This is a genomic window from Blautia sp. MCC269, assembly GCF_018785655.1.
Classification (GTDB): Bacteria; Bacillota; Clostridia; order Lachnospirales; family Lachnospiraceae; genus Blautia_A.
The window spans coordinates 24,632-42,135 of the sequence record NZ_WQQE01000021.1; the positions used below are offsets into that span (position 1 = coordinate 24,632).

Sequence of the window (17,504 nt, forward strand, 5' to 3'; positions counted from 1 at the left end):
TCTGTTCTCCCTTCTTCTTGTTCATTTTCTTTAAATATTCCTGATACCGTCTTTCTGCTTTCTTCTTGTCTTTCATTGATACTTCAACCTGCATCTTGTATCTCCTTTCTTTTTGTCTACCGAATCTTGTTAATCTGCAACAAGCACATCAACACTACTCCTATAATGCCACCTACTAATACTCCACAAATAAACTTCAACATTGTTACTTTCTCCTTTTTCATTTTCTGAGGGTTTCAGGGATTCTCCCTGACAAGCTGCCGCAGACTGCCAGACAGGAAACCTGTGTGGCAATCCAAAGGCGTTGCTTGCTGGTATTTTGTATTCTTCTGCACCCGTCTCACGGTTCCGGGTATCAGAAGATTTACTTGCCGAAAAAGCACTTGCTTTTTTTATTCTTTCAGTTCACAAATCCCGCAAGTTTCACACAAGTATTCACACTTTGTGCATCGTACATTTTCATCAGTTGCCATACATTCTTCACTTGCCGGACAATACTTTTGACAACTTTCACACTGCTCCGTACAGCTTTCTTCTGACACTTTTTCAGCAATAATTCCAAGTAATTCACTCTGTTCTTTTTCCTCTTTCAACTGTGTTTCCAGAAAAATCTTCAACAGATCTTCGCTGTCTACATCGTCTTCCATCATCAAAATCAGTTCTTTCTTATACACAACCTTCAGCTCATATCTTGCAATTTTCATATCTTTTTTCACCTTCTATCTCTCATATTTTTCATGACCAGACATACTCTTTTTCGTGTTTTTTTCTCGCTTTGTAATTGCCAGATTTAACTTGATGCAGAGCAGATCGTTGTAATCTTTTCCTTGTTTTGGCGGTATATCTTTTACCTGATATTGCTTCGGAAGGACTGTAGAAATTGCTTTTGTGGCAAGTCTTCCAATACGGTCATTGTCCAAATGCAGAACGATTGTCTTCACCTCTGGATGCATTTTTAATGTCCTGGCCAACGCTGCTGGTACTTTACTTTTTTCAATTTCTTTTGCTGGCTGATAGACACCTGCCAGTGACAATAAATGTTCTATTCTCCACTCCTTCCCATCCAATTTCAACAATGTCGCATAAGATAACAAATCAATGGCTGACTCAAATAGATGTACCGTATCACATGATTTTTCTGTGAAAATGGAAAAAGAATAGTTCTTATCACTTCCATTTGCTTCTCCGATAAAACTGGTTCCGATTCCCCTAATAGCTGCATATTTCGGATTATCTTTCTCATCCATCCCTACAAACACCGCGTTGTGATGAAATGCACTTTCATAAACTCTTCCGGACTCTAAGCAAAACTGAATGATTTCCTTATCAATCCCTCGTCCTGAAAGATACGCAATCACTTTTTGATCATCTTGATTTTTCTTTGGCAACAGTAACTGTTTCTCCATCGGAACATTCTCAGATACAGAAAGAGGCGGCTGAATATTTGCCCGTTCTGCAAGCAATTCAACCGCCTCTAAAAAACTGTATCCTCTTACTTTAATCAGATAATCCAGTGCTGATCTGCCACCGGTTCTCTGACTCCACCACATCCATTTCCCATTTGATATTTTCAAACTGTCGTGTGTTCTGGTAGTGTAGGTGTTACCGGAAAAGTGAACTAATTCGTATGGTTCATAATTTTTCAGGTATGTGAGCAAGTCCATCCGCTTGACCTCTTGCACAACTGATGGTGGTATATATGGCATAATTTTCATCTCCTTTCCTGCCTTGGATTGATATTATTGGGGATAATATCCGGGCATGAAAATAGCCAGGTGATTCCTTGGGGTGGAACCATCTGGCTATGTAATATTTTGTTTATAAGAATTTATTCAAATTCAATGTTACGAATTTCAACAAATTCATTGGAATTTTTTGTAAGTTCCATCCACTCAAGTACATTATTATTCCTCTCTCCCTTTTTATAATACTCACTGACAATCACACAAATTTCCCTTCTACAATTCAACTTATGTCGAGCTTCTTTTTCAAAATCTTCAACCCCAATTGTAGTATCCTTCATTAATCTTGGTAAATTTATAAATAACAGCTTAGTTTCCCTTTCTACAATAATGTTATTCACTACAAGCGCATATAATAACCATAACACTGGCATTACATTACTGATTTCGGTATTAATTATTCTATATATAGCCATTTGATAAACCATATTTGAAAAAGTACCAAATCTTTTCATTTGTTTTATGTTAATTTTTATTCTGCTTGTTTCTAAGTAGAAAATCTGTAATAAATTAATATCTTCTTCAGAATGGAGCCATAGTTTTTCTTCCATATTTGTATATATATCTTCCGAAAAATTAAATTTTTCAAGCAATAGTTTCTCTATAAATTCCAGAACATTTGAAGCATTATAATACTCTTGTAATGTCTTAAAATATTCTTCTATCACCTCTTTTTCTTCTATAGAAATTATTTCTTTCTTCTTTATTTTTAAAAGTAATAATCCTACTGCAATTCTATAACTTTGTTTGCTACGTTCTTCTATTTGAAACGCAATTTGTTGATCATTCTTCCGATCTATATTGGTTTTAATCAACTTAGTCATTACTGAAAAAATCTTCTTATAATCTATCGCATCTGATTGAACATCTGGAAGTATATCAATTAGCTCTCTATACGATCCGGTATGGCTAGAAAAATATTGTTTATTGCTATCTTGCTCCATTAATTGTAATGTACTTTTCAAAATCAGGTCATCATTTAATTTATACCGTTCTTTATTTAAATGATATAAAATATTTTGATGTTCACAAGTCTGTTTTTTCTCTAAGCATTGATACAAATATTCTTCATCATCCTGCTTCAAATAAATTAATTGTGCTAAAATAATCAACCGTTGCAACGCATCCGCTTTTTCTTGTGCCGTCCCAATCTCCATCAACTGTCGAATTTGAATTATAATATTATTATACAAATCATCATTAATTTTGTATTTTTCTTTTGGCCGTTTTAAATAATTTACTGGATCATAATATGTTCGTCTCTCATTCGTCTTCATCGGAAATCTCAAAATCTTTTCGATACGTTCACCCTGTTCTTTTTCTGTATACGCATTGCATACCCCTTCCAAAATTTTATTTATTCCTTTAAAATTATCACGCACATTACTGCTGCAGAGAATTAACATATAATCTAAAATCTGATCCAATATTTCAATTGAACATTTGTAACATAATCTTGATATAATTTGTGGAAGAATTTTTGCTGAATTATCATATACCGATGTAGACCAATTAGCATTTTCAGGTTTTATATTTTTACTCACTAGATCAAGTGCTTTTATATACTCTTGTATACAATTATCAACCTCCTCTTGTGTCATTCCGGAAAGCTTATTTCTTCCAAATAACATATCTAATTCTTTTTCATTCTGTGCAATCAATATCTGTATTAAACACCAATGTGGATAATATAAATATAATGTTTCTATTACCCTTTGAAAGCCTTTCGTATTCGTTACCATTTGTATTCTAAATGGATGCCCTGTTTGCTCTAAAAATCTCAAATAATCTAAAGCATAATAAATTTTACTATTACATCTACCCATATGAGATGTATATGTTATACTCAAATCATAATTTGTCTGCACTGATGTCTCAGGTTTTTTGTCTTCCTTTTCATTTAAATGAGAACAATATTCTTCATTTTCTCCCCACCAATTTACGTCCCCAGTTTGAATACAGGCTTCCATCTCCGCATCTAAATTTACCTGCCAGTCACCTTGCCGCATGAAATTGAGCAATGAAACAATACACTCTTCAATCGAGCACAAATATTCATCTTTGCTATTTTTCACTAGTTGTTGCCGGATTTTAGGAAGAATTTCACCAAGAATTTGTTCTCCTTTAACTTTTTCACCAGCTATTGCATACATACTACTTTTAATTATTGGCCAATACAAATCTCCCTGTGCTAAATCCCATTTATTTAATAAATCTATCAAATTTACATCTTTAAACCGATACATCTTCATCCACCAATCATTTGAATACAGAAATTGTTTTTCCTCGTATTTTAATGTTGATTCCAAAATCTTCGCTCTACATAAATCATATTTTTCCCAATCAGCCAATTCACGATATGCTCTCAGCAATTGTAAATATATATATTGTATTTTATATTCTGTTTTTTCTTCTTTTTCTTTACTGTTCTCCAATATATCCCAAAATTTTTCTGCTGTTTCTAATATAATCGGACGTCCCACAATATTTAAAAATTTTACATACTCATACATATATTCTATCTGCATACTAAATGAAATATCCACAAGTTTTTCTTTTTTTGCGAAAAAGTCCCATTCATCATCCAATTCTTCCAAAACACGATTTACCTTATATTTCATTTTCCATGGTAAAAAAATCCAGCCAGGGTAAGAGTTATTTAAAACTTTTAATTTTTTTGTTTTTTCTTCAAAACTATTTTTTGCTGATATCGCTATTTCACTTAAATCAAACCACTGATCTTTTTTGTCCTTCTCTTCAATCAATTTTCTTAAATTCTCAAAGAAACTCTTAAGTCTTTCCGGAATTTCTTTTTCTGGATATAATTCCTGTAAATCCACCACAATTATATTTTTATCAAATAACAATTTTTGTTTCGCTTCAGATATATGTTCTATAGAAATCATATATATTTTCTGAGAACTGCTTTTTCCCAAATTATCATGAATCCAGCCAATCCAGCTAAGAAAATTGGGATCTTCACAGGAAAACCCTATCATGCAAAACACATTTTCCAACAAAGCCTGTTGAACAGTATTTACCATTGCTGCAAATTTTATTGGATAAGTTCTATAATCTTCTTCTGTAATAATGAATGGCCGTTGAGACGGAAATGATCCATGAAGTTTTAAAATTCTAGGTGCATCATTACTGTTAACCAAATCCTCTTGATTCACCACTACATTATATCTTCTCTTAGAAACTTTATCGGCAGCTCGCTCTAAAAGAGTGTCATAATTTGTTGTAAATACGTCCCTCCATGGCAATTCCATTAATTTTGTATACACTTCTGAAGGGCCATAATCTTCATCTGGAACAGCCTCTTTTAAAATATTTTCCAATTTAGGACGTCCTATTGTAATTTCAACCTCTTGTGCTAATCGAAGTGAACTATTATATTCTTTTCCAGGTCCAGCATTCCCATATACCGTTTCATAAAACATATCAGACAATTCATTCCAGTTTTTAAACCATTTATCTGTTGAAGAAATTTTATCTGCGTTTTTAGAAAATCCAGCTCCAATCATCACGGCCGCATGATTGGCTGACATCGCTTCCGCTATTTCTTTTATGTAATCCACAAGTCTCTACCTCCATTAATTTCAACATGTATATTTATTCCTATACAATTAATTCGCAATCCTTCAATATCTTCTCGATAGCCTCCCATGCAGTCAATGAAGGATTCTCTTTATAATACTGATACCCTTTATATTGATACAACGTATATCCATTGTCTTGATTTCTCTGCATGATTTTTCTTGCCCGATCAACAGCCGCAATTACATTGGACAAGTCCATTTTCTTAAGACATCTCTTGAAATTATTCTCTTCTTTGAATTCGTCCATATTTTGAAATTTTTCTCCAAACGCCCGGTTAATCGGTGTAATATACTGTTTTCGATGTGAAAATGACGCATTACAGTTCGTCATATGAAGAATGATCCATAAATCAAAAGTAAAATTACTATATCCCGATTTATATTTTATCTGTTTTCCTATTTTTTCTGCCTTCTTCATATTGTCCAGAGCTTCTTGAAAGCCTTTGACATGAAGCGGTTCATCACTTTCGTAATCAAAAAAATGATAGATTTCAATCTTTCTGGTAACGGTCAATGATTTCGCATGCTTTAATGGATTTTTTCTTACCGGACAATCAATAGACACCTTGCATGCAGCTTTTTCAGTATTATTTATCGTATCCTGCAGCCATTTTAAGTACCACTGCTCCGTTTCTCCCTCAACACTGAAATAATATTTATTTGTTGGTTTTCTCTTTGCCATCCCTATCCCTCTTTTTCATCACATAAGATTTCTTCAAAGATTGGAGTAAAATCAATATCCTTTATTGCTCCATACTGGCTGATGAAATACTTGCTCATATAATCTTCGTGCTTACGAACACCCTTATCACCTGTTGTACCAAAATCAGATAATGCGTATAATACACTGTCATGGGTATCATCGTCACGCTCAACAAACTTAATCTCGTCTCTCCTAAAAAGGTTTGAATTCAAAAATATCGGATTATGAGTATTAAATATAAGCTGTGCATGATGGATGTTTACATCATCATTGTGAAATACATTGATAATACTCATCAATGCCATCGGATGAATGGATGCATCAAATTCATCCACCACCAATATTCCACCCGTTTGCATCGCTTTAATTACAAGAGGAAACATATTGATAAATCGAATCGTTCCATATGACTCAAAAATATCTGCTGCAACCGCTGTAGTCTTTTTGTTTTTCATATTTTTAAATACAGAATATAATTTTGCATCAGGCTCGTCATCGCTCACGACATATCCTACTGCATTTGAATTAATTCCAAATAATTTTGCAGCTTCATCTGTTGTTTTTTCAACATAGATTGCTTTCTTTTTTGGATCTGCAAATCTTTTAATCAGTTGCATCGAATCCGCACGATAAATCACCATAAACTTATTCGTAAACCAGTCAACAATCAGCTTTGTGAATTTAGGCGAAAAAATCAACTTAAAACCATTTGTTAAAAATAATTCTTCTTGATTCAAACTGTTTTTCGCAATTTCATTTACACTGTCTGCGTTCTGTTCTGTTATATCCGACAAATAATCTTTAATAACCTTTAAGTTCTCTATTTTCAGATCTTGCGTACGTTCAAATACTCTTTCTCCATTGACCTCCAGCACTTCTGCAAGGATTTTTCTTTGATGTTCCTCCTCAAGAAAGGTTCCAAGATCAACCTCTAATTCATAGTGTATTTTAAATTTATGATCTTCTCCATCTTCCTCATAAAATTCTATTTCAAAACATACCGGTTTTGATTCCATTTCATTATTATTTGGAATCAATTCTAATGCTGCTGCAGCTGGGTTTGGTGATGATTTTTCTTCAGAATTTCTGATATTTCCTCTCAAAACAATTGCCCGCAATACATCCATCGCACCAATAATATTAGTTTTTCCTGCCGCATTCGGTCCATAAATAACCGAAGAACTTAACCCTTTTATCTCTTTTCCTTTTATTTTTGTCTTCATAAGACTATAATCTAATCCCTTTTGTTTTGGCGCAGCTACCATTGAAAAGCTTGCCTCTTCTACAAAAGATTTATAATTTTTTGTTTTAAATTCAAGAAGCATTTTATTACCTCCATTCTGCTTGTTTTTAACAAAATCATATTTATATTATAGTCTTATTGTATGATAGAGTCAATTTTTTATTCTTATTTTGCACTTTTTCTTCAAAATCATTTTATTTTTGTTAAGTCAAGGAATCTTTATATCATAGATTCCTTAACTCTCCACCGCTTGCCCTATCTTTCCCAATCCATCCTTCCTGTCACATTCAACATCTTTTCTTCTCGGAAGCTGAGCATCTTTCCATTAGTTCCACCGACAATGATATGATCCAGCAATTCTATCCCCAGTAGCTGTCCGCACTTCTGCAGCTTTCTCGTAACAATCATATCCTCTTTTGACGGTTTCACATTGCCACTGGGATGATTATGAAGTCCAATGATTGCAGAAGCATTTGCCAGAATACTGCTCTTAAAAACTTCTCTGGGAATTACCAAAGATGCATTGATTGTTCCAACACTGACCAGATTCATATTGATTACCTGTCCATTATTTTTCATATTCAGGATGCAAAATACTTCTCTGTCATATTGCGATAACTCCTTCGCCATCAATTCTACAACAGCCTGTGGACTGTCCAACGTCTGCTCACTATAAAGAGACGGCTCTTTTACCAGACGGATATTCACAACTTCCAATTCATTCTCCATCCTTCTGATCTCCTTTTGGGAATTCTACAACCAGAAGGACATTACTATCTGAAGATTCCACATATGATTTCAATTGTGATAATGTCATTTCCAAACATTTATGTTGTTCCACCATAATCTGCTCCTTTCGTTTCTTCCCTTGCTTCTGTTTTTCCTGACAAATAGCTTATCACTTTGTTTGTCTTAATGCTTTTCTGTAACTCACTGATAATACACAAATCTGCTACATTCACTCCCAGCAAAGCAAGCATCTCATCCATCGTCATATTGACAATCTCTTTTTCCGTTCCATACCCAGCATCAAATAAACGCTGTAATACTTTTACTGCTTTCTGATTTTTTCCCATTTCATCATCAAAGGGCAGCTTATCGCCGCCCTTTGTTTTATTCCTCCTCTTCTTTCTTTTCTTCAATTCCTAATCTCTTAACCTGTTTCTTTTTATTCCAGATACGAACTCCCGTGATTCCGGCTGCCGATAATACCAGAATGGCTATCCATAAAGCTACATTTTCCGTATCTCCTGTTTTCGGAGGGTTACTGGTCTTTGTAGTAGTACCCGGTGTCTCTGGGGTTGGTGTTTCCGGTACTTCTTTGATGGTTACAGTCTGACCTTCATCGTTGATGTCCTTATGCTCTGTTACCTTTTTCGGTTCTTCCGGATTTGTCATATCATACAGTTCTTCAAAGGTTACAAGCTGCTTTCCTCCAAGAGTGCTGCCATCGAAAGTAAACTCAATCTGCACTTCCATGTTTTCCTTGTCCGCTGTAAATTGATAATCATTGGTAACTTCTTAGCCATCAATGAGCAGCTTTGCATTTTCTTCCTTAATCATCTGCCAACCAGACAACTTGTAGTTCGTACCAATTTCCAGTCCTTCTAAAGTAACCGTATCCACGATCGTCAGATCTTTTCCGGCTTCCATCTCCTTCTTGCCATTCTTATCAGTTGCTGTGGTATGAATCGAAATCTTTCGCTCCGTAATCAGGACTGTCTGACCTTCATCATCAATATCCTTATGCTCTACAACTTTTACAGGTTCTTCCGGATTCTTCAGGTCATATAATTCTTCAAATGTAACCAGATTCTGTCCACCAAGTTCTGATGCATCAAACGTATAAGAAATCTCTACTTTCATTTTCTCGCTGTCAGCAACAAAAGTGTAATCACTCTCCACACGCTTTCCATCAATGAGCAGTTCTGCATTTTCCTCTTTCAGCATCTGCCAGCCTTTTAACTGGTACTTTCTGCCTTCTTCCAAACCGTCCAGAGTAACTGTATCCACAATCGTTACTTTCTTTCCTGCAACAATTACCTTTTCGCCCGTTTTCTTGTCTGTTGCGGTTGTATGAATGCTAATCTCTTTTTCATACTCATCGGTCAATGTCCCAAGGCCGATGGTTACTTTATTTCTGCTGACAACAACTTCAAATGCAGGAATCAGCTTCATGCCTTTGTTGGATTCACAAGCTAACTCCTCAATCTCATAAGTATCATAAAGTAATGCACCTTTGCTGTCGTCTGGCTCAGAAGTTCCGAACCAGATACCGTCCTCACTGGATGTTCCGGCATTTGTATTTTTCTTATGAGACGCCCAATCGGAAGCAGTTGAAAACTGACCATTTTTATCTGTCACTATGATATGGCTCTCTCCGGTTGTTTTGCTCGTAATCTTAAAAGGAACATTGGCAAGTCTCTTATGTGTGCCTGCTCCAATCTTTACTCCCTCCAAATCTCCACGTTTAATCTGGTTGTAAATGGAATGGTTTTCGCCTGTTAAATCCACTATTTTTCCATTTTCCGTAATCGAAAATTCAATCGCTTTTGCCCCGTCAGTCAGATAACCTTCCGGTGCTTTGGTTTCTTCCAGTTTGTATTTACCATATGGAAGTAAATCTGCCGATGTTGTTGCTACTCCGTCAATTCCTGTCTGAATTGTCTTAACTGTTTCATTTTTCTTGTACAGTTTTCCTTCTACCAGAGCCGAATTTTCGTTCAAAGAAATAATTGCAAATGCAGTATCTTTTAATGTGGCACTTCCCTGTGCTTTGGTATCTTTTGTCTCTAAATCACGTTTCTGAATCTTCACACCACCTCGGATTACCTGGTCAGATACGGAATACTGGTTGCTTCCGGAAAGAACTGCAAGTTCTCCGTCCTCTGTGATCTGTGTCAGATACATTCCTTTTATCTGCTCTGTACTGTCTCCTGCCTGCATATAAGCTCCGCCCAGTAAATATCCGTCTGGTGCTTTTGTCTCCTCAACAGTCAGTGTTCCAAGTGGTAATACGCTTTTTTCATTCTGAGTGTAAAATGCATCTCCCGATACTTTGTAAGCATCTGACAGTTTTGTCACATAATGAACAGTTCCATTACTGTCTTTTTCAGCTACCGTCTTTGTAACCCAGGTACGTGTTGCTTTCTCTGGTAAATTGTCTTTTGTATAAAGTCCGTCATAATAGTGCCAGGTAAACTCTGCTCCTGCCAATGCAGCATCACCCTGTGCAGTTGCTTTTCCTGTCTCCATATCAATCTTGAATAGGTCTACCAATGTTTCTGTCACTTTCGGAACATCTGAAATATTTAATGTGGTTGTTTTTCCTGCTTCAACTTTCAGACTGCGTACTGTTGTATCCAGCTTATATCCCTTCGGTGCAGAGAGCTCTTTGATATAAACAGTCCCGGCAGTTACTTCCACCTCGTTCGTATCGCCATTTTCATTTGTTGTAAGTGTTCCAATCTGACTACTGCAATTCTGGTCTGAGAATATTCCAAAGGTTGCCCCTGCAATGGAATACATTGCATTCCCATTTGTGACAATCTCATTTGCGGTAGTCTTTTTTACCTTTGCATTTCCAACATTCAATTCTGCCCAAAACTGTCCGATGTCCTGCCCTTCTCCGGTGTAAATATAACCACCACATTTATAGCGTCCTTTATTCGCCTTCACAAAAGATTTTACTCCTGCATACACTTCATTCTGGATATCTTGAGAAATCTCGGAATATGCTGCTCGGACATTATCGCACTGCCATCCTAAATGCTCACTCAGTCTCTGCCACACCACACACTGCTCCAGCAAATATTTCTGATTTGCATTCAACCCACTGTGACTTTCTGTATACTGTTTTACGTATTCCAACGACAATGCCACATCTTCGATCTGCACTTCACTCATACTGGCACTGGCATCATGCCTGGTCTTATATCCATTTTTAAATCCGGTGTTAATATCTACGCAATAGGCTGTTTCTCCTTCTACTTTCATGTGACCTTCATTAAATGTGGAATGGATCGTTCCATCATTCATCACATGTTCAATATATCCGACTCTCTCTGCGGATTCCGTCCAATACTGTGTTTCTGCTGCCTGGACTGAAGTGATTGGCAATGCAGTTAAAATCGTGGACAAGGCAAGAATCCCTGTACACACTCGTTTCCATATCTTCTTCATTTTCTTCAATTCCTTTCTTTTCACTCACTAAAAAAGACGTCCATCCGGAACGCCTGTTATTGTGCTTTACACTATTCATTTTCTGCTGTCTCAGTTTTGGGAAATATCAACCTGCCGAAAGAAAATCCATCTCCCGGCTGCTTATTGTCTTTTCGGCTGGTAATCTGCTGGTAAACCAAAGGGGTAGGGTGTGGGGAGGGGAAAACAAGAATTTTCATTTTCCGGATATCCAGCAAAGGATAGACTTGTCCCTTGGTGTCAAATTTGCTATCGTTCTCTGATTTTTTCCCGCTTCCGATACAATTCCAAAGCCTTGACGATTGTTTCCTCCATTTTTTCCTGTGAAGTTCCAGACGGAAAATATTTTTTCAATCGGTTCTTAGGGATTTTCCATTGCTCTACCTGATTTGGCTTTTCTTCTGCCATAATCGACAGTAAAACATCTTCGTTCAATCTTCCTTCCGCTGAAAATTTACGAATTTTAATTGTCTGAGCATGACTTGGGGTACAAGCCTCCGATTCCATGGTGTCGTACAATATCTCTTGTTCCTCTTGCGGCAAATATGACAGCTCCACCGCCGGACGCATGGCAATTTTCTTTTCATCAACCATTTCAAGAATTTCAGGAATTAAGTTGGTTAATCGGATATATCTTCTGATCTGGTCTTTACTTTCACCAACTTGCTCACCTAATATTTCAGCAGATTCTTTTCCCTTCAACTTCCGAGCCAATGGCGTGGAAGTTAAATCTGTGCGGTTTCCCTGTCTTTTCATAGCGTCCAACTTCATCTTGTAGGCAAATGCTTTTTCGGATGGTAAGATTTCTTCTCGCTGTAGATTGCTGTCAACCATGACCACCACAGCTTCATCATCGCTAAGATTTCTTACGATACATGGCATCGTCTCTTTGCCCGCAAGTTCACTTGCCATCTTCCTACGATGTCCGGAAATCATTTCATATCCACCTGTTGGCTTCTCTCTGACAAGTGCCGGAACTAATACACCATGATCACGTACACTCTCAATTGTCTCCAGCATTTTGTCATCCATTTTCACTTTAAATGGATGATTGGGAAAATCTGTAATCTCATAAATAGAAATATTTTTGACATATTCCTGATTCTTCTGATCTCTTTCTTCCTGCGTTGTGAATAAATCATCTGCTGAGGGAAGATTCATGTTTATTTCTCTGCTTTTCGCCACACTGTATCACCTCCCGAGTAAATTCCGCATATGCCTGCGCTACGGTTCCGTCTTTGTCATAAGTATAAATACTCTTTCCTGCCGCACTGCTTTCTGCCGCTGTGGTAGCTACTGGAATAACCGTCTTGAAAATCCGGATATGCTTTCCATACGTTTCTCTAAGATTATATGCCGTTGCTCTGGCAATCCTGGTCCTCATATCTGCTAATGTTAACAAAGCTCCATCAATTTTCAATTCTGGGTTGAGCTGTCTTTGCACCTTACCGATTGTTTTCATAAGCTGTGTCATACCCTTTAATGGCAAATATTGAGCCTGTACCGGAACAATTACACTGTCTGCTGCAGCTAACGCATTGATAGTCAACATTCCTAAACTTGGCATACAGTCAATCAAGATATAATCATAATCCTTCTTCAAATCTGACAGATACAGCTTTAACGTCTGTTCTCTGCTCATTGCATTTACCAGCGAGATTTCCATGCCCGATAATTCAATATTAGTCGGAATAATGTCTACTCCTTCTTTGTGATGTAAAATTCCTTCATTATAAGTAAATGGTTCATCTTGTAAAACTTTTTGCATCTGTGTAGCCAATGTAACCGGAAGATTATCTGCATCAGTCCATCCTAATGCTGTGGTCAGATCTCCCTGTGGATCAGCATCCACCAGCAATACCTTTCGCCCCTGCTTTGCAAGACCAATTCCCAGATTTAATGTTGTAGTGGTCTTGGCTGTTCCTCCTTTCTGATTCGCAAGGGTGATTACTTTACACTTGGTCATCTATGGTTGCCTCCTTCCTTGAAAAATTTAATAGCCAATCCTTTTTACGGGACTGGCTATGTATAAAAATGGGCATGAAAAAACCGACTGACTCATATTGAACCAATCGGTTATGTATTTTACATTAATTTTTGAAATGCTTTATTTTTCACTTTTATTAGATGGCATACATCTTCTTCTAACATGTCAATATTCTTTTGAGTATCACTATCCTTCACTGTAATTCCTATAATTGTTTGACAATTCTTTCCTAGTTGAACTATACTATCTAAAAATTTTTTCATATCATTTGGTACAATACTATGTTGTACTGGTTCATCAAATATTAATACACCTGGATGGTTTCCCCCTTTACTCATGGAAACTTGCAATAAAGCTACTGTATATGCCCAGATTCCTCTAATATTATCACTTGCGGAAGAATCAAATTTCATATCAAATTGTTCAATAACTGGTAAATAATTATCTTCTGAAATGCTAATTTCTGTTTTATCTATAACACTCTTATAATTATAATTCTCTAAATTAAACACAAAATTATTTCGCAATAATTTGATTTTTTTATAGTCAACTACTGAAAATTTGTTTTGAGGTAATTCCTTTTTACTTTGTAAATATGTTTTCCATTTATTTGAAAGATTTTCAAAACTTTCCTTTTGTTTTTCCACATACTTTATTAAACCCTCTAAGTGATCAATCTTCGTCTGCAATTCTATTTTTTTATACACTAATGCTTCTGACAAATTATCATCTACTGCATACAAATCGCTTCTTAATGCCTTCGCTAATCTCCTTAAAGTAAATATTTTTCCTTGTAAAACTTGCAATTTTTCATCCATTTCTTTCTTATTTTGTATATGACTTTCTTTTGCATATTCCAACATTTCTTTTTGAGCGCTTAAATGCCTAATATTTTCATCAATACTCATAATATTAATTCCTTCAACTACAGGAAGTAATGAATCTGGTATATGTTGATGACAAACTGGACAAATATCTTTAGAGGTTAAACAATTTAGCTCTGAACCTAACTCTCTAAGTCTTGCCGCATCTTTATTATTACGCAAATCTGTATTAATTATTTCCAAATTACTATTTAAAACCTGTATAGATGCTTTTTCTTGCAGTATATGTTCCCGCAACCATTTCATGTCTGCTTCATATGAAACTATGTCATTCTCAGTTTCATTAAGTTCTTCTTGTAAGTCTTCAAAATTATCAACCACTTTAGGTTTTATACGTTCAATTTCACTATATTCTTTTTTTAATTTTATTATATAATCCTGTATATTTTCTTTGTTTTTCAGAATATGAATTCCTGTTAAGTCAATTTTAGTCAGTACACTGGGTTTTATTGGTATACCGACAAGATCACAGGTTTCTCTTGTGCATGCATTAATTATATCTCTTACCAATAATTCCCATTCTCTTCTTATTCTTGTTTCTTCAGATTTCAATCCTTCTTTTTTCTTTTCATTACTTAAAGTATCTAAATTCATAACAAATTCTAATACTCTTTTTTTAGAATCTTTGATTCCCAATATCGGCATACCTGAAAATAAATCTGCCCATCCATGCTTTTGTTCTATAAACATACATGAAAATATTAGCTGCAGATATAATTTTCTTTGTGTTCCATCTGTTGCTGGTACTTTCGGTAGTTCAAGGTGCATAAACTTTTCCAAAAATTGATGGAATCCTTGATTATTAACAGCTGAGTTCGGCATATGAACATAAGTATCCTCAATCAATATGGCTTCTCCAATCTTGTCCATCTCCGCATGATAAACAGAAATAAGCTTGCTATCTCTATTCTGCATTTTGGCAACCCGATAAAGAGTAACCACTTCATTCCCATTCGATATCTGTAAGTATATTTTAGATTCCAAAACCGCTAATTTTTTATCATCATGTTCAATATATGTTTTATATACCGATGTTAAAACTTTTTCCCCTTTTCCTCCAACTATTTCTTCAAATCCCAAACCGTAATAAATTGCCTCAAGTATAGAACTTTTTCCACAAGTATTATCTTCACTTGCCAATAAATTTAATCCTGATTCAAATTTTTCATCAACTCCATACAAACCATCTTCTGTTTGTATCTCTATCCTTACTCGATCAATTTTCAACATTTTTATACCTCCATAAGGACATTAACTGATCAATTTTTTCATTAGTTAATTTTGTTCCTAATTCATTCAAAAACTCTCTTTCTCGAATCATAATATCTTCTTTCTCAATTTTTTTAATAAGTTCTTTACCTTTATACGTAAGCCTAAATGTTCCATTTTTTAATTGGCATACTAATTTGTCCGCTATCGCATATTTTATTGCTCGATTAACCACTGGATCAAATCGCACAAGAATAAATCCCATTTTATCGTTCACATAATCTTGCAAAGATTTCATATATTCTTGCGCATTTAATGCATTTGAGATAATATGTAATTTAACTAATGAACAACCAGCTCTACCATTACAAGATTTAGATATAATCATACATATCTGTGCTATTTTATAGCTTATGCGATAATTATATGGTACAGCATCTGGTTTAGATTCAAAAATAATTTCATTCGTAAGCAAATAATTATCCATATTTTCCTCTACTTTCTAAATTTCATTGAACAATCTGCTAACCACATACTTATAATATCTATTTTCAGTTCTATAATTGACGCAGGATTAAAATATCCACACGACTCGCTTAATTTTTTTTCAAAATCTTCCAGTATCTCATTAAAAATCTGTGAGTTCATACTTTTATTTGTGTTCATACCGGTTTTTAACGAAACCTGTTTTTTATATGCTTGCTCTAAACTGTAAACGTCTTCATAAATAGCCGCATAAGACATTCTCAACATTCGCATAATTTCTAAACCTTTTATATATGACACAACGTATGTGTCTACTATTTGTTTAAAATCTTCATCCTCCTCATCTATGTCATTCATCACAGCTTTTACTTTTCGTTTAATATTACTAACTTTGTCTGACTCACATTTTTCCCAATCAGTTGCCTTAACACTCCGTACTGCTAAATTTAACTTTGTATCAGTTAAAGATTCTCGAATAGTTCTTGTAATCTCAAATTTAAAATCATCTGCTGTTTTTATTATAATATCAAAATCAGCTGCAAGATAATCATATTGTTCAGGATTCTCTTGCTTCGCTTTTAGTACTTCATTTTTCTTAGATTCTGCATGTTGAATAATCCTTGAATCTCTATATTCCGGAATAACAAAATGCCATTCGTGTATTAAAGGGACACCCAATTCTGCTAATCTTTTCTTATAATTTTTATCAAGTAATTTATTTATATCCTTTGTCATCTTTTTTCTCAAATGTTTATATAAATCATCATCTGAATAGTTTCGTTCTGGGCAATAACATTGATTAACTATTCCATTTCTTGTAAATCCCTCAATTCCTGCATCTCCCTCCTGCACTGCTGGAATTTCTGTATAATGTTGCTCCTGATATTTAATTCGATAACACGACTGGCATAGTTCTTCCCAAGTATCACCATCCAGTTTCCCTTCAAAAAAATCTAAAATCATCTTTCTTTACCACCCAACAATGTTATAGGTACTGAAATATCAAAGACCGGTACAGTTGATATGCCACTAATATCAACAACCTTTTCTTTTGTTGAATCAACAAATATCACCTTCGCCATATGAATTTCTTCAAAAATTTTAAGTACCACTATTTTTTCACTAAAATAATAAAAAATCGTATTGTATCTGGATTGAAGAATATTCACAAAAATTCCTCCATTCATTATTCCAAGTACATTTTTTATATTATAACATACTATTCTTTCTCTTAACAATTTTCTATAACAAATTACTAAATCAACAAATCTCACGCTAACACACAAAAAACAGGAGATATTGGGGAGTTACACTATTCCCCAACAAAATAAAACAAGCAATCTCCGCTCACTTATTTCAGAAGAATGAGGCGAAGTTTCATACGACAGTTGGGGAATTGAAATTCCCCAACTCACTCCCCAACTTTTACCCAATTCCATGCATAAATA

At 35.1% G+C, this 17,504-nt stretch carries 14 protein-coding genes and 1 pseudogene; all 15 read right to left on the reverse strand.

All coding sequences use genetic code 11. The features are described from left to right. Positions 1 to 116: 116 nt before the first annotated feature. Positions 117 to 224, reverse strand: coding sequence for a DUF3789 domain-containing protein (locus tag GPK88_RS07040; RefSeq protein ID WP_081695286.1), 108 nt, complete (start codon positions 222 to 224; stop codon positions 117 to 119). 168 nt (positions 225 to 392) lie between these two features. Further along, positions 393 to 704: a hypothetical protein gene (locus tag GPK88_RS07045; protein WP_055171646.1), complete on the reverse strand. Its 312-nt coding sequence runs from the start codon at positions 702 to 704 to the stop codon at positions 393 to 395. A 15-nt stretch (positions 705 to 719) separates the two neighbouring features. Then, positions 720 to 1,706, reverse strand: coding sequence for a DUF3991 and TOPRIM domain-containing protein (locus GPK88_RS07050; protein WP_215707639.1), 987 nt, complete (start codon positions 1,704 to 1,706; stop codon positions 720 to 722). 122 nt (positions 1,707 to 1,828) lie between these two features. Further along, positions 1,829 to 5,323: an SIR2 family NAD-dependent protein deacylase gene (locus GPK88_RS07055; protein ID WP_330626633.1), complete on the reverse strand. Its 3,495-nt coding sequence runs from the start codon at positions 5,321 to 5,323 to the stop codon at positions 1,829 to 1,831. Positions 5,324 to 5,363: 40 nt separating this feature from the next. After that, positions 5,364 to 6,026: an RloB family protein gene (locus GPK88_RS07060; RefSeq protein WP_118218198.1), complete on the reverse strand. Its 663-nt coding sequence runs from the start codon at positions 6,024 to 6,026 to the stop codon at positions 5,364 to 5,366. Positions 6,027 to 6,028: 2 nt separating this feature from the next. Next, positions 6,029 to 7,372, reverse strand: a complete 1,344-nt coding sequence (locus GPK88_RS07065) for an AAA family ATPase (RefSeq protein WP_215707640.1) — start codon at positions 7,370 to 7,372, stop codon at positions 6,029 to 6,031. A gap of 173 nt (positions 7,373 to 7,545) precedes the next feature. Further along, entirely contained in the window at positions 7,546 to 8,019 is a 474-nt protein-coding gene (locus GPK88_RS07070; RefSeq protein ID WP_006426187.1) for a JAB domain-containing protein, read from the reverse strand. A 98-nt stretch (positions 8,020 to 8,117) separates the two neighbouring features. Beyond that, on the reverse strand, positions 8,118 to 8,432 hold the full coding sequence (locus GPK88_RS07075; protein ID WP_330626634.1) for a hypothetical protein: 315 nt from the start codon (positions 8,430 to 8,432) through the stop codon (positions 8,118 to 8,120). Beyond that, positions 8,404 to 11,472: pseudogene (locus tag GPK88_RS07080) on the reverse strand (MSCRAMM family protein). The gene GPK88_RS07075 and the pseudogene GPK88_RS07080 overlap by 29 nt, the downstream one beginning before the upstream one ends. A gap of 267 nt (positions 11,473 to 11,739) precedes the next feature. Then, on the reverse strand, positions 11,740 to 12,651 hold the full coding sequence (locus GPK88_RS07085) for a ParB/RepB/Spo0J family partition protein (RefSeq protein WP_252197707.1): 912 nt from the start codon (positions 12,649 to 12,651) through the stop codon (positions 11,740 to 11,742). Next, the gene (locus GPK88_RS07090; RefSeq protein WP_215707642.1) at positions 12,629 to 13,456 is read right to left on the reverse strand and encodes a ParA family protein; all 828 of its coding nucleotides are present in this window, start codon (positions 13,454 to 13,456) and stop codon (positions 12,629 to 12,631) included. The genes GPK88_RS07085 and GPK88_RS07090 overlap by 23 nt, the downstream gene beginning before the upstream one ends. A 119-nt stretch (positions 13,457 to 13,575) precedes the next feature. Beyond that, the gene (locus GPK88_RS07095) at positions 13,576 to 15,591 is read right to left on the reverse strand and encodes a coiled-coil domain-containing protein (RefSeq protein ID WP_173789920.1); all 2,016 of its coding nucleotides are present in this window, start codon (positions 15,589 to 15,591) and stop codon (positions 13,576 to 13,578) included. Continuing rightward, on the reverse strand, positions 15,578 to 16,057 hold the full coding sequence (locus GPK88_RS07100; RefSeq protein WP_173789921.1) for a hypothetical protein: 480 nt from the start codon (positions 16,055 to 16,057) through the stop codon (positions 15,578 to 15,580). Before GPK88_RS07100 ends, GPK88_RS07095 begins: the two co-directional genes overlap by 14 nt. Positions 16,058 to 16,065: 8 nt before the next feature. Then, the gene (locus GPK88_RS07105; protein ID WP_173789922.1) at positions 16,066 to 17,019 is read right to left on the reverse strand and encodes a hypothetical protein; all 954 of its coding nucleotides are present in this window, start codon (positions 17,017 to 17,019) and stop codon (positions 16,066 to 16,068) included. Beyond that, positions 17,016 to 17,294 (reverse strand): hypothetical protein, encoded by a 279-nt coding sequence (locus GPK88_RS07110; protein WP_207718770.1) that lies wholly within the window; start codon positions 17,292 to 17,294, stop codon positions 17,016 to 17,018. The genes GPK88_RS07105 and GPK88_RS07110 overlap by 4 nt, the downstream gene beginning before the upstream one ends. Positions 17,295 to 17,504 lie beyond the last annotated feature (210 nt).